The following is a 19,364-nucleotide window of genomic DNA, read 5'->3' as shown; positions in this document are numbered from 1 at the left end:
TGAATTTTGAATAAAATTAATTGGCGCTGGCTTCAGCCAACTGAATATAAAAGGGAAACTAACTACCTTAAAATCTTAACTCCTTTTGGTGCAGAAATAGTCGATTTAACTGTTCCATCAGCCAATTTTTGGTGTTTAACTTTAATTAAACCTAGTGGAGTAGGAAAGGTGCCTTCTGCAAATTTCAAATCGCCCAGATGTGGTTTAATGCGAACAACTTTACAACCTGGTTCAATAACAGAAATGCCTAAAACATGTTCGGTTAGCCAAGGTGTTGGTCCAGAAGCCCATCCATGACAAAGGCTATGTCTAAAACCGACATAACAATAAGCACCATAAGCACCATGAATGTCAATTTTTCCATCAGGAACCAATTCATCAATTCTGCCTGCATTTTTGGTCCAATCCATATTAAAGTCTTCCCAAAAGCTGGTGGCACCAAGATTTAACATTGCTCCCCAGTATTCACGAATAATGTTTATTGCCCCTTGATAATCGCTAGCATTGGCTTTAGCTTGCAACATGTAATAACCAAAAAAGGTAGAGAAATTTTTCGACCCACCATCATTCAAAACCTTATTAGCTTGTTTTGCATCCATCAATTTAGCTAATGAAAGCAAAGCTGCTGCTTGTTTGGAGTTGTTATGTGCTGGAATGTATTTTTTTAATCTATTTACAGCATCTGCACATTTTTTAGCAGTTAAAAGGTCTCCCAATTTAGTTGATAAATCACTACCCGCTTGTAAAGCTAAAACCATCATTGCTTGTAAACCTGCGTGTATGGCTTTTGGATCCTCACTCGATGGCCAATCTAAAAATCTTTGTCCATCAAGTTTCTCTTTGTTATCGCTATCAATTTTTTGAATTAACTGATGGAGTAACGGTGTTAAATAAGCTTGTTGTTCCTTTAAATATTTCAAATTCCCATTATTGTAATACCAGTCTCTTTGATTAATAATCCACCACATGGAATAGGCACTAATCCCGTTCATCCATTCTGGCAGAGGTGTGGTTGCTTTTGCAAAATCTAAGGACTTAGGCACAACTTCATTATAACCAAATACGGCGTTAATGGTAGAAATTTCTGGGTTTAAATCTCCAACCCAGACCAATCTGTCGCGTTTAATGCCATCCCATAAATAATCTTGCATATTTAGCTGAACAGTATAAGCACCGGTTTTCCAAATTTTGTTCAATAAAGTGTCGCTAGAATTGAAAGAGCCTTTGTAAACTAAATCTCTATACCTCGAAATTGCTCTAACTTCTTTTAATATCAATTTAACATCATCCTCAACTACATCAATTCTTACAAATCTAAAACCCGTGTTTCCTATCTCTGCAATGCCTAACCAAGGTAAAATAGTTTCTAAATCTCTAATAGCGTGGTCGTTAGTTGCACCACCTTTTCCACCAATATCAGACATAGCTTCGCTAGCTGATTCCCCAAAACATAAACGAATTTTGATGGGTTTATTTCCACCCCAAATACCTGTTACAATTTGAACACCGCCTTGCAATTCTTTACCAAAATCTAATAAGATACTTGCTTTACTTTCTTTTTTATTTTCTAAAATGCAAATGTTTTTATTGCTTACATCTGCTTGTCCGGTTCCATTTTTTAATAATTGAGCTTCGTTTTTAACAAGACCAGCCTTCCACAAAACTCTAGTGGCACTCACATATTCTGTTACTCTTTCGTTGCCTGTTTTAACTTTTTGAGCATAGGTATTTGCTAAAAAAAACAGACATATTAAGAAGGTAATGTATTTTATTAGCATAGCTATTTAAGGTATTAGATTATTGGATTCATTGCCGTTGGCTTTAGCCAACGGATTAAATGATAGTAATTCTGGCTTTAGCCACATTAATGAATTGATTTAAGTTCAATGATGTATTCTCCAGCTTGTAAATTAAAAGTTCCACTACCTATTTGTTTTCCATTTAATGAAGTTTTTACATCCCTAACAAGCTCTAATTTCACTGTTGCACTAGAATTTGCTGGAATTAAAACCTTGTACTCAATACCTTTTGGAGTTCTTTTCCAAGAAGAAACAATTTTTCCATAAGGCCCATCATGAGTGGCTTCAAAAGAAGCTAATCCTTCCACAAAGTATGGCTGCAACATTACATTTTTAAACCCAGGTTGGTTTTCATCGGGCTTGATGCCACCAGGGGCCTTATATAACCAAGCTCCAATTTCTCCAAACATGATGTGGTTCATAGAAATGTCCGATTTGGCATCAATTGGCCAATTTTCGTAAAGTGTTGTTGCTCCATTGGTAATCCACCAACCCCAACTTGGAAAGGTTTTTTGAGAAGCAACTTTATAGGCAATTTCTGCATAGCCATTCTCGCTTAAGGCATTTAAAATGGCTTTAGTGCCTAATAAACCTACATCTAAGTGCATTCCATCGGCCTCAACTCTTTTAGCTAAATTTTCTGCTACCAAAGCTTTTGATTCTTCGGGCACGATGCCCCAAAATAGTGGAACACTTAATTCTGTTTGCAAACCAGTATGATAAATGCCGGTAGTTTTATTTAAATATTTAGCATTAAAAGCATTTTTGATTTTTAAAGCTAAAGCTGTGTACTTATTATAGTCATTGGCCTTGCCCAATATTTTTGCTGTTTTGGCCAAAATCACAACATCAGCATAATAATAACAAGTAGAAGTTAGCTCAACTGGTGAAACCGATTTAACAGGCACCCAATCGCCCAATCCCCAACTTGTTAAACCGGTAGGGTAGGTTTCATCAATGTGGTTTACGTACTTGCGAATGTTCTCGTAATTGTCTGCCAATATTTTGGTATCGCCATAAAACCGATAAATGTTCCAAGGAATAATGGCAATTGTACTGGTCCAATCTGGGCCATTTCCCCATTCATAACCCCAACCATCTGTAGGGATAATGGAAGGTAAAATCCCATTAGGTTGTTGCTCATCTCTATGGTCGGCCAACCATTTTTCATAAATGGTTATGCCATCAAAGCCATATAATCCAGTTTCTATGGCAATGGCAGCATCACCCGTCCAGCCATTTTTTTCTCGTTGTGGACAATCAGTTGGATAACCAAAAAGGTTCGATAAATAGGAATTATTGGTGGCATAATAAATTTTATCAATCAATGGGTCTGATGCTTTCACACTTCCAGCTACAGGAACATCACTATGCATAAAATAACCCACCAAATCTTCCTTTTTGAGTTCAATTGGCACACTTAAGCTTACCTCCACGTATTGAAAACCTTTGTAATTAAAGTGAGGCATAAAACTTTGCTCGCCTTTGCCACTTAAAATTAGAATGTCAGTCTGGAAAGGGTCTTTATCATCAGTAGGGCGATAATGAACATCAATGTTAGACATATCTGCTCTGCCATTAGCATATAAACGTTCTGTATGTTTTAGCCTAACAATTGTTCCTTCTGGACCGTTTAATTTGATTTTACTCACGCCAGAGATATTCCTCCCTAAATCAAATAGGTAAGTAGTATCATTAAATTTCTTGATGCTTTTAGCAGTAATTTCTTCAATATTTCTGATTGGATGTAATGCCTGAGCCACTATTTGAGCAGAGGGTGCAGAGCGATAAATTACTCGTTTCCATTTACTGTCATCAAAATCAACTTTGTTCCAACCATTTTGTTCTAATCTAGCATCGTAATGCTCGGCAGTGTAAATGCTATTGAAAATTATCGGACTTAAAGCTGTCTTCCAATCCTTTCCAGATTTAATAGTTTCTGAAGTTCCATCAGTGTAAGTAATTTTTAGATCCAAACAAAATGTTGGTCTATTACGCCAAGGTGCTTTTTCGAAATCCCAAACCGCAGTAGATTGATGGTTGTACCAGCCGTTTCCCAAAAGAACACCAATTGCATTTTTACCAGCTTTTAATTGATGGGTCACATCATAAGTAACATATAAATTCCTCCTGTCGTAACGGGTATACATTGGGTCCATTCTATGGTTACCAACTTTTTCTCCGTTTAAAGAAAGTTCATATAAGCCGCCAGCAGTGATATAAGCACGAGCTGATTTTATTTTTTTTGTGGCTTCAAACGTTTTGCGAAAATATGGAGCTGGTTTTATTGCTGGATTTTGATTGTCTGAAATCCACGAACCTTGCCAGTTTTTTCCATCCATCATTCCCATTTCAAAACTTGCAATTTTAACTTTAGCAGATTTTATATTGTTTTTATCTGCAATATCAACTCTCCAATAATATTTAGTAAAAGGTTTTAGTAATTGTCCGCCATAAACTTTTAATGAGGTGCTTGTCTGCAACCATCCAGTGTTCCATAAGTTAGCATTTCCTTGTGTTAAAGCTACAGAGTCTGTGCTCACCATCAATCGATAAGCATTTTGTTTAGCGCCCATTCTTTTATCGTCCATTTGCCATGTAAAACGAGGATTAGGGTTGTCTAGGCCAATTGGATTAAATAGGTATTCTGTTTTTAAATTGATTGGAGATTGAGCAAAAGAGCTGCAGTAGGAAAGGGAACAAAACAAAAAGGTAATTCGTCTTAGTAATTTGGATGAAATCATTTTTAAAAGTTTGATTAACTAAGGTATTAAAAATGAGCTAAAGAACAATGTAACTTAACCCTAAAACATTAAGCATAAAAAAACACCATCAGGTCTTTATGGTGTTTTAAATTTATGAATAGGATTATTACCCTAAAACTTCCTTTAATTTTTGAGTTTGATAGTCGGCCAGTTTTTGAAGTGGCCCTGATGCTAACATTTTCATCATCATGTTCAAATCTGCCGAAAGGATGTGTTTTGCAGTTGTTCCGCCATTATCATTTGGCGTAACTGTCCATTTCAATTCTACATCAAATGGTGGTTTTTCTGTCGGAATAGCAATAATTTCGCTGTTAGGCACACGACTAGATATTTTGATGGCCAATTTTGCCATGTTCTGAATAGTAAAACTTGCTTCATCTGTAGTAGAAGACCAGTTGTAAATATTCTCTGGCATTAATTGTTGATGATTATTTAAATCTTCCAAAAAATTATAAACCTTGTCTATAGGTAAATTTATTTCTGTAGTACTTTCTATAATGGTCATAATTTTATTTTATAATAGCTAACGACTCTAGACTTAAGACTTCGGACTCAAGACTTCTTCACGTCCCCACTCTGAAGGATTTTGTCTCCATTTGTTCAATAAATCAATTTCACCCTGTGCAATAAAACTGTGCTCAGCAGCATAACTGATTAAAGATGTATAATTTGATAAGGTTGAGTATCTGCATTTTGCATTGGCAAAGTTTTCATCAGCTTTATCAAAGCCATAAGTAAATATAGCCACTAATCCCGCAACAGATAAACCGGCAGCACGTAAGGCATCTACCGCTTGTAAACTGCTTTTTCCTGTAGAGATTAAGTCTTCGATTACCACTACACGTTGTCCCTCAACTATTTCTCCTTCAATTAAACTTCCAGTACCATGTTCCTTAGCTTTAGCCCTCACATAAATAAAAGGTAAGCCTAATTCTTGTGCAACTAAAACACCTTGTGGAATACCTGCTGTAGCAACACCTGCAATTACATCAACAGCACCATATTCTTCTTGTATCAGCTGTGCTAATTTCTGACGGATGTATGTTCTTACTGGGGGATGAGATAGCGTAATTCTGTTATCACAATAAATTGGCGATTTCCAGCCTGAAGCCCAAGTAAATGGGTTATTTGGTTGTAGTTTAACGGCTTTAATTTGTAATAAAAATTCAGCTACCTTTAATTCAATATCACTTTTATTATACATGTTCCAAAAATAATCAATTTATCTTAATCTAAATGCTAAGTTTCCCACACAAAGCACATTTATTTAAAACCATCAAATTCAACTTGTTGAGATAGAGATAATTGCTTAGAAAACAGTGTATTTAATTTATTTAAATGGCTTTCTTTATCTCATGCGCTTTTCAATTCATATTTTTTTAATACTTTTAAAACTTACAGTTGATATAAAATTTAAACAAAAACGTTTGTTATTGTATTTAGGCTATGATGCTGTTCATGAGACCCATCTTATATGAAGAACTACCGAATTTATATCAACAACAACACCTTGCTAGTTACTGATGCGATGCCAAAACATGTATCTAAGATCGAACCATTAGATACTGATGGTTTTGACTTCCTGTCTTTTTATAAAAACTTAAAAAAGAGAAGTAGTAAAGATTTTGTGTTAATTAGTAAAAATCCGAAAGAACTATTCGAAACTATTAAAAAGAAACTAACCATTATTAAAGCGGCTGGGGGCTTGGTAGAAAATGCCAAAGGCGAATTTTTATTTATTTTCAGAAACAAAAAATGGGATTTACCAAAAGGGAAGGTAGAAAAAAATGAAAAGGTTAAAGTTGCGGCAGTAAGGGAAGTAGAGGAAGAGTGTGGTGTTAAAATTGAAAAGCGTCAAGAACGTTTATGCAAAACCTACCACATTTATGAGTTAAATGGCAAAGTGATTTTAAAACGAACCAGTTGGTATAAAATGTTTGTGAAAGGAAAACCAAAATTGATTCCTCAAACAGAGGAAGGAATTACAACAGCTTCTTGGGTTGGTCCAGACGGGATTAAAGCTAAAATGAATAATACTTATCCTTTAATTTTAGACGTTTTAGCAGCTGAGAGTTTGGTGTAGATTACATTGTCAATCTCTACTTTGTCAATCTTCTCCAGATTGAAAAAGTTTATATAAGCTTGTATTACTGTTTCAAACTTTGACAATCCAGAAGAAGGATTTTCAAAGTAGCTAAAAGAATTACAAAAACTCAATAACCTCTTTCGGTACAAATGGACTAACATCTCCTTTGTTTCTTAAAATATCACGAACAATGGTTGAGCTAATAGCTGAATATTCTGGTTTGCTTAACAATAGAATGGTTTCCACCTCGGGCATCATTGTTTGATTGATTTGAGCAATTGCTCTTTCATATTCAAAATCTGAGGCAGAACGAATACCTCTAACCATGTATTTCGCATTAATTTTTCTACAAAAATCTACTGTTAAGCCTTCGTAAAGCTGAACTTCAACATTTTCATTTCCAGAAAAAATGGTTTTTACCATTTCCTCTCTTTTCTCTGCAGATAAGAAGTTTTGCTTTGAACTATTCAGGCCAATACCAACTACAATTTTATCAAACAAAGGCAATGCTCTTTTTAAGATATCTACGTGAGCTATGGTAATTGGGTCAAATGAACCTGGGAATAAAGCGATTTTCATCTTTTTGTTATCTGTTTTTCATTGGTGATGAAGCTATGATAATTTTGTTCAATTATAATGGTGATTGTAAAATTATTATGGTTTCATAAAGTAAATATAGAGAAAAATTAGATGTCCGAAAGTCAGAAAAGTCTGAGGTCGAGAAAGTGAAGAAAGACTTCAGTGTTTTTCGTCATTGCAAGGAACGGAGCAATCTCCTCCTAGTAAATACTTTGTCTCATAAAAATGAGATCGCTTCGGGCGATGAAAAACGACCTCCGATAAATCGGAGCAGGCTCTCGCAATGACGAAAATTATTGAACTTTGCTAAGCACTCCCTTCTGGGGAGGGTTGAGTGGGGCTAAAAAAGCTAAACGAACTATTGCCATATTTCCTTACTTCTGTAAAGCCAGGCAAGTTGTTTAATTTTAAAAAAGGAGGGTGTTCTACTATTAAAGTGCCATTTTCTGCCAATAAATTATGTTTCATGACCAATTGAGGAATCATTGGGATATTTGGCAAATCATAAGGTGGGTCGGCAAAAATAATATTGTATTGATGGTTGTCTTGTGCCAAGAACTTAAATGTATCTGCCTGCTGAGGTTCAATTTGGGACAAGTCGAATTTTTCTGAAACAGATTTAATCCAAGCCACACAGCCTCTGTGCAAATCAACCGCTCTTACATGTTTTATTCCTCTCGATGCAAACTCAATACAAATACTTCCAGTTCCGCTAAAAAGGTCTAAAACATCGCACTCTTCAAAGTCGTAAGTATTATAGAGGATGTTAAATAAGGCCTCCTTAGCCATATCTGTAGTCGGACGAACAGGTAAGTGAGCTGGCGCATTAAACTGTCTTCCTTTTAGTATTCCGCCTATTATACGCATTGGTTAAGGGCTAATAAACTGCTATAATAATGAGCTGGCATATCATCTAAAACTTCTTGATTTAAATCAGTGTCGACTGAAATAAAATCAGCTTTGCTGAAATATTTTAATAGACAATGGTACTTTTCATCACCTTTGTTAATGATACCAGTTAGATTTAATGCTGTTTCTTGTAAATTGATGTTTAATTGGTTTATTATCAGTAAAATATAATAATTAAACTCTTCAGTATTTTCTATTTCATAACATTGTTGAAATACAACTTGTTGATTTTTAATGAATAAAACATTAAAAGAAGCGACTGTAAAATCCAAAAGTAGGTTGTAACCATCAAGTTTTTCTGCTAACTGAATTAAACCTGCATTTTGTTCATATTTCTTTGCGTAAGTAAACTCTTCTAAAGTTTTATCTATCGCCCTTAGCAAAGTGAAAATAGTTGTAAAGCCAAAATGATTTTGAGCCTGACAATATAAATTACCTGAATGCGATTCTGTAAAAAATTGAGAATGGCTTTCTAAATTTGCCTCATTATATAAATCATTCGGAATGGCGATTGTATTTGCCGTATGAATTGCAAATTTTACTTCCTGATAAGGTAATTTCAGGTAAGAATCGGTTTTTAATCGCTCTGCAAATTTCTGAGCGCCATTATCACACTCTTGCTCATCAAAAACAGCATTAACTTGTTTGGTTTCTTTGTTAATGATTGCATAAGAGAAACTATCTAAACCAACTTTAACCAAAAGGTTGCAAGTCGAAGCCGAAGCTGGGTCGAAAGTTGGGTCTATTAACAAGATGCTGTTGTTATCCATATGTTGGCAAAAATAACTTTTTTCTATAACATTACCATTGCATCTTTGCTAAATGGACAAAGCCAATTTAATTGCCCAATCTTATCCTTTTGAACCTACAGAAGAACAATTGGTTTTTTGTACTAGAGCCACTGCTTTTTTAAATCATAGGAGTACTAAAAAATGTTTTGTTTTAAGAGGTTATGCGGGTACAGGAAAAACAACTTCTGTAGCTGCATTGGTTAAGGCATTGCCTTATTTCAACTTAAAAGTGGTGTTATTGGCTCCAACGGGTAGGGCGGCAAAGGTAATTAGCAATTACACAGGTAAAAGGGCTCTAACTGTTCACAAAAAGATTTATCGTAAAAAAAGTGCTGTTGCTACAGAAATGGCTTTTCAATTGGCACCAAACTTAGCAGAAAACACACTTTTTATTGTTGATGAGGCTTCTATGATTGCCGATGAATGGAATCCGCAAAGTGGTTCTTCATTTCTAAAAGATTTGATAGAATTTGTTTATCAACCAGGGCCAACTGGCAAAGATAAAAACTGTTCGTTGTTGTTTGTAGGTGATACCGCCCAGCTTCCGCCAGTTGGTAGTATTGATAGCCCAGCATTAAACGAGAAATATTTAGCTAATAATTTCGGGTTAAAAACAGGTGCAGTAGAGCTAAAAGAAGTAGTAAGACAAGAGAAAAAATCGGGTATTTTAGCGAATGCAACAATGTTGAGGAAGCTCATCAATACCTATAATGAGGAAAACAAAGCCTTGCCGAAGTTTATGACCAAAAGTTATAAAGATATTTTCAGTATGACTGGAATTAAGCTGGTGGAGGGTTTAGAATATGCTTACAGTAAATTTGGGATTGAAAATTCCTTGATGGTTTGTCGCTCTAACAAATCGGCTAATGTTTACAATAATCAGATTAGGGCGAGGCTTTTATACAGGGATGAAGAGCTAAGTGGTGGCGACCAAATTATGGTGGTTCGCAATAATTATTTCTGGTTGCCAGAAAACCAAGAAACAGCTTTTATTGCCAATGGCGATATGGCAAAGGTGGTTCGGGTGAGGAAAGAAGAAGAACGTTACGGACTTCGTTTCGCAGAAGTAAGTTTAGATTTTTTAGATTTCCCGGAAGTGGGAACCGTTTCTTGCAAGGTGATTTTAGATACTTTGCAAGCAGAAACACCAAATCTGCCTTACGAAAAAAGTAAACAAATGTTTGAAGGATTAATGTTAGACTATGAACATTTACCCAGCAAAAAGGAAAAAATGGAGGCCATTAAAATTGACCCCTATTATAATGCCCTCCAAATAAAATTTGCTTATGCAGTAACTTGTCATAAAGCACAAGGTGGGCAATGGGATGCTGTTTTTGTTGACCAAGGTTATTTAACCGATGAAATGGTTGACCTTGATTTTTTACGTTGGCTTTATACTGGGGTTACACGTGCGAAAAGAGAGTTGTTTTTGGTTAATTTTTCACAAAACCTATTTGCTACAGCTCAAGAAGATTAACTCATTGGCAATAATATTGTAAAAGCTGTTCCCTCATTCTCTTTACTTTGCATTAATAACCTACCCTTATGGCGTTCAATAATTCGTTTAGAAATATGCAAGCCTAAACCAACAGATTTTTCTCCTTGTAAACCTTTTCTCCCTGCTTTAGAAAACTGTTTAAATATGTGCTTTTGTAAGTAGTCTGGAATTCCAATTCCATTGTCTTTAACAACGATACAAACATTGGTATGATGTAAATTCAAGGTAATTTCAATAGGCTTATCGGTTGGAGAAAATTTTATAGCATTGCTGATTAAATTATCTATTACACGTTCTAATTTTGAGGAATTGATTGCTGTAGCTATTTTTTTGGGCTCAGCTATAAAAAGGATTTCTCTTTTGCTATTTGTTTTCCATCTAGTAATAATTGGAGTAAGAAATGATACTAATTCATGTCTTTTTGTCTCTAAAAGCCCTTGTTCAGATTTAACAGCTTCCAGCAAATCGTTAATGATTTCTTTTGCTTGCTTAGCGGAATTGGCAATCATTTTAGCTTCTAGATTGTTTTGATTTTCCAATAACATCAGCTCACTTAACGCTTCAATGTTATTTAATGGATTTCTCAAATCGTGTGCTACAAAACCTAAAATCTCTCCTTTTTGATTATTAAGAAGCTCAATTTCTAAATTTTTTTCTTCCAGCTGTTTAAGTCTTACAAAGTGTTGAGATTTAAAGTAATAACCATATCTGGAAAAGCAGAGTAAAATGAAACCTAGAATAAAAGCGGCAATTACATTTGTGATTTTTTCTTGAAATGCAATTTTAGGCATCACCATACTTAGTATAAAAAGCACTACAACAAATATAGATATTGCCATAATCTCTCGATATTCAATTGCAAAAAATAAGCTTACAGTAACAATACCAATTAAAAACATCAGTAGTGTATTTTTTGTGTTATGCATTGAAATAACGTAGCTAACACCAAAGGTGATGAGTAACACAAATAAAATAAAGGCCAAGGTTAGTGTTTTCTTTTGTTGCTGACTCCAATTTCCATTTTGAAGCGCAATCCTACTTAAGGTGTAAAATACTACCGCACCAGTAAGCTGAATAACATTTCCTATTGAATGTTCTGTGTAACTTGGGATTTTGACCACTTCATCGTAAAAAATAGCCGTAAGTATTCTTGATGATGCAGTAATAACCAAAAGTATCATACTTAAAATCTTAATTTGCTTAAGATTAGAAGTGCTATAAAAATCTTTAAAATCCTCCATAAACTTTGGAGGGGTTTTGTAGCTGAAGAGTGTTAACAATTTTAGGATGATTGGGATGCTAAAAATACGAAACAAGGACACTTACATGAAATAAACTCAAATGTTCTTAGAGCCATAAGTTGTTAGGCCTTTTATTTAATGACAAATAATAAAAAATAGATAAAATCAAAAATGCCCTGAAAATTTCCAGGGCATTTCTTGCATCAAATAAATAAATAAAAATTTTTACTACTTATCCAACTACTTTTACGTTTTCTGCTTCTGGACCTTTTTTTCCTTCTTTCACATCATACTCTACTACTTGTCCTTCTTGCAAAGATCTTTGTCCGCTAAGAGCTGAATGATGGCAGAATATATCTTTACCACCTTCTTCTGGGGTTATAAAACCAAAGCCTTTAGAATCATTAAACCATTTTACTGTACCTGTCATAACTTCTTTATTATTAAATTAAAAAGTGAAGATAACAATTTCAATATAAAAGCTTAAATTATTTTCATACAATTACAATTTGGTAACTTAAATAAAACAAAAAAGGTGTGACTTTCTCAAGCCACACCTTACAAAAAAACTCCCTTAAGTAGATTCTACTCAATATATGATACGTTTGAAACGTTAAAAAGGTTTGCAATAATTTAATTTTTTTTCTTAAAAATTAAATTCTAATTAACTAATCTGCTAATTGATCAATCACAATTTTAATTTCATAATCGCTAACAGAGATGATTCTTTCCTTATATAGTCCACCAGTTGCCTTTTTAAAGGCACTTTTGCTGATTTGAAAACGGTCATAAATTTCATCAGGCGTACTTTTATCGCCTAAAGCAATTTTACCACCATTTTCTTTTAACTCTTTTAAAATTACATCCTTAGTATCTAAAATATGGCTATAACCCAAAGGTTGTAAACTCAAATCAATTTTACCTTCTATTCGGATTTTTTTAATCCAGCCTTTACGTTTATCTCCAGGTTGTAAATTAGCAAAAAGCTCATTGTGATAAAGTAATCCAATATTTCTGTTATTAATAATCGCGTTAAAACCTAAATCTGTTTTATCACAAATTAATAAACTCACCTCATCACCTTCATCAAAATCAAAATACTCTTCGTCAATAAATTTATCCAATCTCGATGAAGCCAGCATTCGTTGATTATTTTCGTCTAAATAGACATAAACCACATAACTTTCGCCTTTGTGCATTGGTCTTTTTTGTTCACGAACAGGGACATAAATGTCTTTTCCAATTCCTAAATCTAAGTAAGCGCCATCTTCACTTGCGTCAACCACAGTTAATAAGGCAAAACTTTCTATTTCTGCCAAAGCTGTTTGTGTTGTTGCAATGGTGTTTCCATCTTTATTTACAAATACAAAAACTTTCAAAGTATCACCTAGTTCCGCATTTTTTGGTACATCTGAATATGGGAGTAATATTTCTCTATCTCCATCAGATAAACTTAAACCATCACTGTTTTTGGCAACTATTCTTAAGTCGTTGAATTTTCCTGTTTCTATCATTATTTATTTGTTAGTTAAGCCATTTTCTTCAATGACTGTTATTTTTAAAGTGCAAAGTTAAGCATTCTTTAATTGGGAATTTTTAGTTTAAAAATAACATTGGAGAAATGAAAAAATAGGTATTTTAGTCGCAATAAACTAAACAGAAAAAAATTAATGAGTCAATCAATCCCTACGTTTTTCCTCGGAGATGAATATTTTATAGACGAGAAGGTAAGCTTTTTGAAGTTTACAAATGAGTATAAGGTTTATAACGAACTAGGCGTTCAAATTGGTATAATTAAACAACGCATGAGCGGATGGCATAAGGTTTTAACCTTGTTGATTAACAAAAAAATGATGCCATTCCAACTTGAAATTACTGATGCAAACGACCAATTGCAAGCCACAATGAGTAGAGGTTGGACTTTCTGGATGTCGAAAATTACGGTTACTGACGCAAATGGCATTGTTGTGGGCTTAATCAATCAAAAATTCAAGTTCTTTAAACCAGAGTTTTTAATTAATGATGCAAATGGAGTGAATATTGCAAAAATTACCGGCGACTGGAAAGCTTGGAATTTCTCAATTGTAAATCCAGCAGGTGCTGAAATGGGAAAAATCAGTAAAAAATGGGCAGGAGCAATGAAAGAAATCTTTACTACGGCTGATAAATATAATGTTTCAATAGATCCTAACTATGCAGAAAGCAATAACAAAGTAGCAATTGTGGCCACTGCAATTACCATTGATATGGTTTTGAAAGAAGGTAAATAGGAAATCCGTCATTGCGAACCTCTGTTTTTCACAGGGTGAAGCAATCTCCTTTTTGCAACGGTTGAAAGGAGATTGCTTCGTCGTTCCTCCTCGCAATGACGAGCATGCCATAGGCTTTTTTATTGCGCAAACTTTGCAGGGTTTTTAACTGTTATAAAATAGTTAACTCCAATCTTATGTCTAAAGAAAAGCAAAAGCCTCGAGAAGATTTAGTTCAGCTTAAAGAAGAACCTAAAAGTGCTCACGCAACACCTGTAGTAGAAAAGTATGTTGAAAAGCGCAAAGACAAAGCAGAAAAACAGATTGAGGAAGAACAGCATGAGGATTAATCATTGCCGCCGATTAGCAGATTTTGGGCAATTAATTTTTTAGAACTTAATTATCTGCGAATCTGTGGCTTTATTTTTCTACTTACTTCTTTCTGGTTCGTAGTGTAAGCCTGGCGATAACCAATACAATAAAACTATTCTCGAATATCGATAGTTAAAAGGAGAGAAAACTAGTGTTGTTCCCAAAAGCAGTATAACAAAATACCAAAGATTATCATAGTCTAATTTTAAGCCTAAAATATAAGCAGCAACACTTACGGTTATCATTTCTGCCACATTCATGGCATAACTCACAAACATCGCAACGTAGAAATAACCTGGCTCACGCTCAAACTTTAGGTTACAATGCGGACAGTTTTCATTCATCTTTTGAATCTTAAATCCATAAGTTGGTCCACTGAAAACTTGGCCAACCCTACAACGAGGACATTTTGCATTTACAATTCCACTCCACTGAGAAATGTATAACTCTTTATTTTTTGTGTTGGTTTCCATTTTGTGTCGTATTTAGTTTCCTGAATTTTTCTGGTGTTACTCCCTCGTATTTTTTAAAGAATTTGATGAAATAAGATTGATCAGAAAAATTAAGTTTATCTGCTATTTCACTTACCATTAAATCTAGATTAATTAACAATCTTTTAGCCTCCAGAATAATCCTATCTCTTATCAAAGTTCCAGCAGAAACGCCCAAAAAATCATTACATAATGCATTTAAATGATTAGGGGTAATATATAACAGTTCTGCATATTGCTTAGGTAATTTCAGCTGTGCATAATTTGTTTCTATTAAATGCTGAAAGCTCTTTAACAAAGTATGGTTATAAGAGTTTTTGCTTTGTCGTTGAGTTACTTCTGCCGTTCTTGAAACCTCAATAAATAACCTTAGCAATAACGTTTTTACTAAATCATCATTAATGGGATGTTCATTTTGACCTTCTTTTAAAATATCTTCTAAGATTGAAACTGCTTTTTCCTGAACATCAGTAGGAAGTTCAATCACTTGATGATCTGGCTGACCACTAAAAAAGGAGAAGTTATCTAGGTAATCTGGTTTTAATAAAAACGAACTTAAATAATCAGTAGAAAAATTGATGATATAACCATCAGGTTCAGTTTCAAAATCCCAGCTATGTACCTGACCGGGTATCATAAAGTAAATTAAGCCAGGTTTTACATCAAATTTCTTGAAATCTATTTGCTGATTTCCACTTCCTTCAGTAAAAAATACCAAATGGTAAAAAGTATGTCGGTGAGCAGAATGTAGGTGCTGATGTTGCTTTGAATAATACCCAAACCTGCTTACCAAAATACCATCATTTTTATAAGCTTTGAAGTTTTGAATATCATAAACAGGAATATCAGATTTCATATACAAAAGTACCAAATTATAAGCTCTTGCTAAAGGTATAATCTTTAGTTTAAATGGTACTTTTTACTTGTTGTGCCATACTGCTAAGTGTTTGTCATCCAGAGCGCAGCAGCTTGTCCCGACTTCTTCGGGAAAGGATCTTTAGTAGATTCCTCCAAAGTCGGAATGACAAAATTTACTTGATTGTTTGCTTAGTGAGCCGAAAACTACAGTTAATTAGCTGTTTCAAAAACAATAGGTATCATCTTCTGCGGAAACTGATTGCCGTAGGATAGAATCATATTCATGATATAATCGTTTGATGGGTAAGGCGTAATGGCAGATTTTAAGGTTTCTAAGTCGTTTACATCACAGTGGTCTGATATATAGCCCATTCCATAAAATTTACCTTTTTCTACCCATAAACAACTCTTCTCATCTTCAGACCTGCCTTCATCTATCAATGCAAAAGATGGTAATAAATCTTGTAATCCTTTTATAGCTCGTTTTACCCTAAAATTATAAAGCGCAGTACTTTCTTCTCCGATGCAAGCTCCTTGGCAAGTGCCTTCTGCGTGGGCCGTACATGCTAATTTAGGTGTTTGGATAAAACATAGTTTTTCGCAAAGCTGATGGTCGGTTGCAATTGTCCTTAATAATTGATGGCCTTCTAATAGATTATTAAAGCTATAAAGTATAGCACCATTTTTCCTGTATTTATCTATGCCGAGGCGGATGTATCCATTTTGGTCTTCGAAGTGATAAAGCGAATATTTCTGCTCGAAACGTTTCATCGCCCTGTTATTTTCTGGCCAAAGCTTTTTAATTTCTGCAGCTTCCAAAATAAAAGCCATCAACTCTGTGCCACAAGTTTGAAAATCTATGCTATGGATGCTCCTTAAAAAGTTTTGTCGTTGCTGACTAATGCTATGTCCACTAAAATGTGTGCAAACTCTCTTTTTGAGTTGCTTGGCCTTGCCTACATACACTACCTTGCCTTTTTCGTTTTTAAAATAATAAACGCCTGGTGTATTTGGCAATTTATCAATTTCTGAACGCTGCAGGTTAGGAGGTAAGGTTTGTTCTTTTGAAATCTTTTTCAAAGTTTCTCCGAATAAACCAGTAGCATCATTTTCAATTAACATCCCTAAAAGAATGGCAGTTGCGGCAGCATCTCCACCAGCACGGTGACGATTATTTAATGGAACTGATAAAGAAGTGCAAAGCTTGCCTAAACTGTAAGAAGGAAAACCTGGAAATATTTTTCTGCTCATTCTTACGGTGCAAATCTTTTTAGCATTTAAGCCATAACCACAAGCTTCTAAATGGTGACGAACAAAAGAATAATCGAAGTTTACATTGTGTGCAACAAATGTTTTATCGCATAATAAGTTATAGATAGTTTCGGCAACATCCCTAAAATCTGGTGCATTGGCAACCATCTCATTATCAATCCCAGTTAATGCCTGAATATGGATTGGAATATCTTGGTGAGGATTAATTAAGGTTTCAAAAACATCAACTACTTCTAGTCCATTATGAATATGTATGGCAATTTCTGTAATGCCATGTGCTGAAGCATAGCCTCCTGTGGTCTCAATATCTACAACTGCGTACAACATAATTAATGAATGGTTAAACAAATATATGCTAAAAAAATTAGTAATAAAATTTAAATAAAAATTGTTATGCTGAGCGTAGTCGAAGCATTTTCGAACAATTTTAATTAAGCTCAGACTGACAACGCTACGGGGTTTTATATTATCAATTAATAACCTTAATTTTCCTTAATTATCCCCTTATTAATCAATGATATGAAACTATTTTATCGCTCTGCTTTCTGTTTATTGCTTTTCTTCCATTCAATAACTGTTCATGCACAAACTATTTACGTTAACCAGGTTGGTTTTGATAGTAAGGGCTCTAAAGTTGCTGTTTTTGGTATAGATGAAAAAATAGCAAACCCTATCGCTTTCAAATTAATAGATGTTGTTACTAAAAAACCTGTTTTTGAAGGTAAATTGGGTAAGCCAGAACAAGTAAAAAGCTGGGATGCCAATAAATATTATTACCAAGTTGATTTTTCAAATTACCACCTAAAGGGCAAATACACCATTAATATCAACGTAAAGGGAAAACAAATTATTTCATTCCCTTTTCAAATAGCAGAGGATGCTTTGGCAACTTTAACAATTCCATCTATCATTCATTATTATAACAAACAGCGGGCAAATACAGCCCAAGAATTAGCAGCTGATAAACATATTATTTTGCAAGGAAGCACAAACACAGTTGATTTAACTGGCGGCTGGTGCGATGCCTCTGGAGATATCAGTAAGTATTTTTCTCACTTGGCATACACCAATTTCATGATGCCACAGCAAATCCCTTTGATTACATGGTCTATGGTTGGAGCTAGCGAATCAATTCCAACTTTGTTAACCAGAATGCAAGTTAAAGATTCGCTAACGAGCGAAGCTTTGTGGGGTGCAGATTATTTGGTAAGGTCTTTAGCAAAGGAAGAATATTTTTACATGACGGTTTTTAGTTTTTTTAATAAAGACCCAAATGCCAGAAGAGTGGTTGGATTAAACGCGGATAGCAAAGTGACCAATAAGTATCAAAGTGCATTTAGAGAGGGTGGAGGAATGGCTATTGCAGCTTTAGCAAGAATTTCTCGTTGGAAAAAAGATGGTGATTTTACTTCTGCTCAATATTTAAGCACTGCAAAAAAAGCATTTGCACACTTATTGATTAATAATTTAAAGTATGCTGATGATGGTAAAGAGAACATCATAGATGATTACTGTGCACTTTTAGCTGCCACAGAATTGTGGATGGCAACTGATGAAGCCATTTACAGGGATGAAGCAAGAAAACGTGCAACTAACCTAGAGAAACGAATGACAATTAAAGGTTATTTCATCGCTGATGATAACAACAGGCCTTTTTATCATGCTGCAGATGCAGGTTTACCTATCATCGCTTTAGCCCGTTATTTACAAAAGGAGAAAGATTTGAGTTTAAGAAATCATAGTTTGGTGGTGATTAAAAAGGCCTTGGATTATAACTTGGCCATAACCGCAAATACAGAAAATCCCTTCGGCTATGCCAGACAAAGTTTTTTATTAAAAGGAGAATATAAAGAGGGATTTTTTATTCCTCACGAAAATGAAAGTGGCTGGTGGTGGCAAGGTGAAAATGCCAGGTTAGGTTCTTTGGCAACGGCCGCTATTGTTGGAGGGAGATTGGTTTATCCAGCCAATGGAGGATTAGGAATTAAACCAGAATTAGCTAAATATGCCTCGCAACAACTTTCTTGGATTTTAGGAAGCAATCCTTACGAAATGTGTTTCATGTACCAATTTGGGAAGAATAATGTGCCTTATATGGCTTCGTTATTTGGTCACGGCTCAGAAAGAGGAGGGATTTCTAATGGGATTACTGGAAAGGATGGCAATGCCGATGGAAGTGGGATTGATTTTAAAGCCAGTGCAAATGGAAACGAATGGCGCTGGACAGAACAATGGATACCTCACGCAGCTTACTTTTTACAGGCAATAAGTGCAATGGCTGAAAAAAAATAAAAATATTTTAAGGTCGATGTAATAAAACAAAAAATTCATCGTCTATATATACGAGAGCGTTAATTTAGATGGCGGGGATAAGACTTAGGTTTTATCTCCGTCTCTTTTTTTAAGGGCACCACCCATCCTCCGCTGTTCGTCATTGCGAAGCCAATTTTTTAT

Annotated in this window: 18 protein-coding genes; 5 read left to right on the top strand and 13 right to left on the bottom strand. The window is 34.7% G+C overall.

Features of this window, described 5'->3' with window-relative positions; translation table 11 throughout:
- Window positions 1-62: 62 nt before the first annotated feature.
- From R2Q59_RS09255 to pyrE, 4 genes are all read right to left on the bottom strand, one after another.
- Window positions 63-1,778, bottom strand: coding sequence for an alpha-L-rhamnosidase C-terminal domain-containing protein (locus tag R2Q59_RS09255; RefSeq protein ID WP_316785296.1), 1,716 nt, complete (start codon window positions 1,776-1,778; stop codon window positions 63-65).
- Between the two features lie 86 nt (window positions 1,779-1,864).
- On the bottom strand, window positions 1,865-4,543 hold the full coding sequence (locus R2Q59_RS09250) for an alpha-L-rhamnosidase (RefSeq protein WP_316785295.1): 2,679 nt from the start codon (window positions 4,541-4,543) through the stop codon (window positions 1,865-1,867).
- Between the two features lie 127 nt (window positions 4,544-4,670).
- On the bottom strand, window positions 4,671-5,069 hold the full coding sequence (locus tag R2Q59_RS09245) for an SRPBCC family protein (protein ID WP_316768103.1): 399 nt from the start codon (window positions 5,067-5,069) through the stop codon (window positions 4,671-4,673).
- A 33-nt stretch (window positions 5,070-5,102) separates the two neighbouring features.
- On the bottom strand, window positions 5,103-5,768 hold the full coding sequence (pyrE, locus tag R2Q59_RS09240; RefSeq protein WP_316768101.1) for an orotate phosphoribosyltransferase: 666 nt from the start codon (window positions 5,766-5,768) through the stop codon (window positions 5,103-5,105).
- Between the two features lie 270 nt (window positions 5,769-6,038).
- On the opposite strand from pyrE, the gene R2Q59_RS09235 reads away from it, so the two are divergent.
- Entirely contained in the window at window positions 6,039-6,647 is a 609-nt protein-coding gene (locus tag R2Q59_RS09235) for an NUDIX hydrolase (RefSeq protein ID WP_316768099.1), read from the top strand.
- A gap of 120 nt (window positions 6,648-6,767) precedes the next feature.
- Here the strand turns inward: R2Q59_RS09235 and coaD are convergent, their stop codons facing one another.
- The 3 genes from coaD to R2Q59_RS09220 form a co-directional block, all read right to left on the bottom strand.
- Window positions 6,768-7,229, bottom strand: coding sequence for a pantetheine-phosphate adenylyltransferase (gene coaD / locus R2Q59_RS09230; protein ID WP_316768097.1), 462 nt, complete (start codon window positions 7,227-7,229; stop codon window positions 6,768-6,770).
- 306 nt (window positions 7,230-7,535) lie between these two features.
- Entirely contained in the window at window positions 7,536-8,096 is a 561-nt protein-coding gene (locus R2Q59_RS09225; protein ID WP_316768094.1) for an RsmD family RNA methyltransferase, read from the bottom strand.
- A complete protein-coding gene (locus tag R2Q59_RS09220; RefSeq protein WP_316785294.1) occupies window positions 8,087-8,908 on the bottom strand; it encodes a DUF3822 family protein in 822 nt (273 codons plus the stop codon). The genes R2Q59_RS09225 and R2Q59_RS09220 overlap by 10 nt, the downstream gene beginning before the upstream one ends.
- Before the next feature lie 52 nt (window positions 8,909-8,960).
- Between R2Q59_RS09220 and R2Q59_RS09215 the strand changes: the two genes are divergently transcribed.
- Window positions 8,961-10,406: an ATP-dependent RecD-like DNA helicase gene (locus R2Q59_RS09215; RefSeq protein ID WP_316785293.1), complete on the top strand. Its 1,446-nt coding sequence runs from the start codon at window positions 8,961-8,963 to the stop codon at window positions 10,404-10,406.
- Here R2Q59_RS09215 and R2Q59_RS09210 read toward each other — a convergent pair.
- The 3 genes from R2Q59_RS09210 to R2Q59_RS09200 form a co-directional block, all read right to left on the bottom strand.
- Window positions 10,403-11,668 (bottom strand): HAMP domain-containing sensor histidine kinase, encoded by a 1,266-nt coding sequence (locus R2Q59_RS09210; protein ID WP_316785292.1) that lies wholly within the window; start codon window positions 11,666-11,668, stop codon window positions 10,403-10,405. The genes R2Q59_RS09215 and R2Q59_RS09210 overlap by 4 nt on opposite strands.
- 232 nt (window positions 11,669-11,900) lie before the next feature.
- Window positions 11,901-12,098: a cold-shock protein gene (locus R2Q59_RS09205; protein ID WP_131554275.1), complete on the bottom strand. Its 198-nt coding sequence runs from the start codon at window positions 12,096-12,098 to the stop codon at window positions 11,901-11,903.
- A 238-nt stretch (window positions 12,099-12,336) separates the two neighbouring features.
- Window positions 12,337-13,182, bottom strand: coding sequence for a S1 RNA-binding domain-containing protein (locus R2Q59_RS09200; RefSeq protein WP_316785291.1), 846 nt, complete (start codon window positions 13,180-13,182; stop codon window positions 12,337-12,339).
- A gap of 156 nt (window positions 13,183-13,338) precedes the next feature.
- Here R2Q59_RS09200 and R2Q59_RS09195 point away from each other — a divergent pair, with 156 nt between their 5' ends.
- Window positions 13,339-13,938 (top strand): LURP-one-related/scramblase family protein, encoded by a 600-nt coding sequence (locus tag R2Q59_RS09195; RefSeq protein ID WP_316785290.1) that lies wholly within the window; start codon window positions 13,339-13,341, stop codon window positions 13,936-13,938.
- Window positions 13,939-14,114: 176 nt separating this feature from the next.
- The gene (locus tag R2Q59_RS09190) at window positions 14,115-14,267 is read left to right on the top strand and encodes a hypothetical protein (protein ID WP_316785289.1); all 153 of its coding nucleotides are present in this window, start codon (window positions 14,115-14,117) and stop codon (window positions 14,265-14,267) included.
- Between the two features lie 78 nt (window positions 14,268-14,345).
- On the opposite strand, the gene R2Q59_RS09185 is transcribed toward R2Q59_RS09190, so the two are convergent.
- From R2Q59_RS09185 to R2Q59_RS09175, 3 genes are all read right to left on the bottom strand, one after another.
- The gene (locus tag R2Q59_RS09185) at window positions 14,346-14,762 is read right to left on the bottom strand and encodes a DUF983 domain-containing protein (protein WP_316785288.1); all 417 of its coding nucleotides are present in this window, start codon (window positions 14,760-14,762) and stop codon (window positions 14,346-14,348) included.
- A complete protein-coding gene (locus tag R2Q59_RS09180; RefSeq protein WP_316785287.1) occupies window positions 14,740-15,636 on the bottom strand; it encodes a helix-turn-helix transcriptional regulator in 897 nt (298 codons plus the stop codon). The genes R2Q59_RS09185 and R2Q59_RS09180 overlap by 23 nt, the downstream gene beginning before the upstream one ends.
- A gap of 212 nt (window positions 15,637-15,848) precedes the next feature.
- A complete protein-coding gene (locus tag R2Q59_RS09175) occupies window positions 15,849-17,237 on the bottom strand; it encodes an exonuclease domain-containing protein (protein WP_316785286.1) in 1,389 nt (462 codons plus the stop codon).
- A gap of 192 nt (window positions 17,238-17,429) precedes the next feature.
- Between R2Q59_RS09175 and R2Q59_RS09170 the strand changes: the two genes are divergently transcribed.
- A complete protein-coding gene (locus R2Q59_RS09170; RefSeq protein WP_316785285.1) occupies window positions 17,430-19,202 on the top strand; it encodes a glycoside hydrolase family 9 protein in 1,773 nt (590 codons plus the stop codon).
- Window positions 19,203-19,364 lie beyond the last annotated feature (162 nt).

The organism is Pedobacter frigiditerrae, from assembly GCF_032678705.1.
Classification (GTDB): domain Bacteria; phylum Bacteroidota; class Bacteroidia; order Sphingobacteriales; family Sphingobacteriaceae; genus Pedobacter; species Pedobacter frigiditerrae_A.
Note: the sequence above shows the minus strand (reverse complement) of the source record. Positions and strands in the feature narration are given on the sequence as shown.

Excerpts from the sequence above, each read along its gene's own strand:
- pyrE (WP_316768101.1), bottom strand. The coding sequence starts at position 5,768 with ATGTATAATAAAAGTGATATTGAATTAAAGGTAGCTGAATTTTTATTA.
- R2Q59_RS09225 (WP_316768094.1), bottom strand. The coding sequence starts at position 8,096 with ATGCGTATAATAGGCGGAATACTAAAAGGAAGACAGTTTAATGCGCCA.
- R2Q59_RS09210 (WP_316785292.1), bottom strand. The coding sequence starts at position 11,668 with ATGGAGGATTTTAAAGATTTTTATAGCACTTCTAATCTTAAGCAAATT.
- R2Q59_RS09200 (WP_316785291.1), bottom strand. The coding sequence starts at position 13,182 with ATGATAGAAACAGGAAAATTCAACGACTTAAGAATAGTTGCCAAAAAC.
- R2Q59_RS09220 (WP_316785294.1), bottom strand. The coding sequence starts at position 8,908 with ATGGATAACAACAGCATCTTGTTAATAGACCCAACTTTCGACCCAGCT.
- coaD (WP_316768097.1), bottom strand. The coding sequence starts at position 7,229 with ATGAAAATCGCTTTATTCCCAGGTTCATTTGACCCAATTACCATAGCT.
- R2Q59_RS09170 (WP_316785285.1), top strand. The coding sequence starts at position 17,430 with ATGAAACTATTTTATCGCTCTGCTTTCTGTTTATTGCTTTTCTTCCAT.
- R2Q59_RS09195 (WP_316785290.1), top strand. The coding sequence starts at position 13,339 with ATGAGTCAATCAATCCCTACGTTTTTCCTCGGAGATGAATATTTTATA.
- R2Q59_RS09180 (WP_316785287.1), bottom strand. The coding sequence starts at position 15,636 with ATGAAATCTGATATTCCTGTTTATGATATTCAAAACTTCAAAGCTTAT.
- R2Q59_RS09245 (WP_316768103.1), bottom strand. The coding sequence starts at position 5,069 with ATGACCATTATAGAAAGTACTACAGAAATAAATTTACCTATAGACAAG.
- R2Q59_RS09205 (WP_131554275.1), bottom strand. The coding sequence starts at position 12,098 with ATGACAGGTACAGTAAAATGGTTTAATGATTCTAAAGGCTTTGGTTTT.
- R2Q59_RS09175 (WP_316785286.1), bottom strand. The coding sequence starts at position 17,237 with ATGTTGTACGCAGTTGTAGATATTGAGACCACAGGAGGCTATGCTTCA.
- R2Q59_RS09185 (WP_316785288.1), bottom strand. The coding sequence starts at position 14,762 with ATGGAAACCAACACAAAAAATAAAGAGTTATACATTTCTCAGTGGAGT.
- R2Q59_RS09190 (WP_316785289.1), top strand. The coding sequence starts at position 14,115 with ATGTCTAAAGAAAAGCAAAAGCCTCGAGAAGATTTAGTTCAGCTTAAA.
- R2Q59_RS09255 (WP_316785296.1), bottom strand. The coding sequence starts at position 1,778 with ATGCTAATAAAATACATTACCTTCTTAATATGTCTGTTTTTTTTAGCA.
- R2Q59_RS09235 (WP_316768099.1), top strand. The coding sequence starts at position 6,039 with ATGAAGAACTACCGAATTTATATCAACAACAACACCTTGCTAGTTACT.
- R2Q59_RS09215 (WP_316785293.1), top strand. The coding sequence starts at position 8,961 with ATGGACAAAGCCAATTTAATTGCCCAATCTTATCCTTTTGAACCTACA.
- R2Q59_RS09250 (WP_316785295.1), bottom strand. The coding sequence starts at position 4,543 with ATGATTTCATCCAAATTACTAAGACGAATTACCTTTTTGTTTTGTTCC.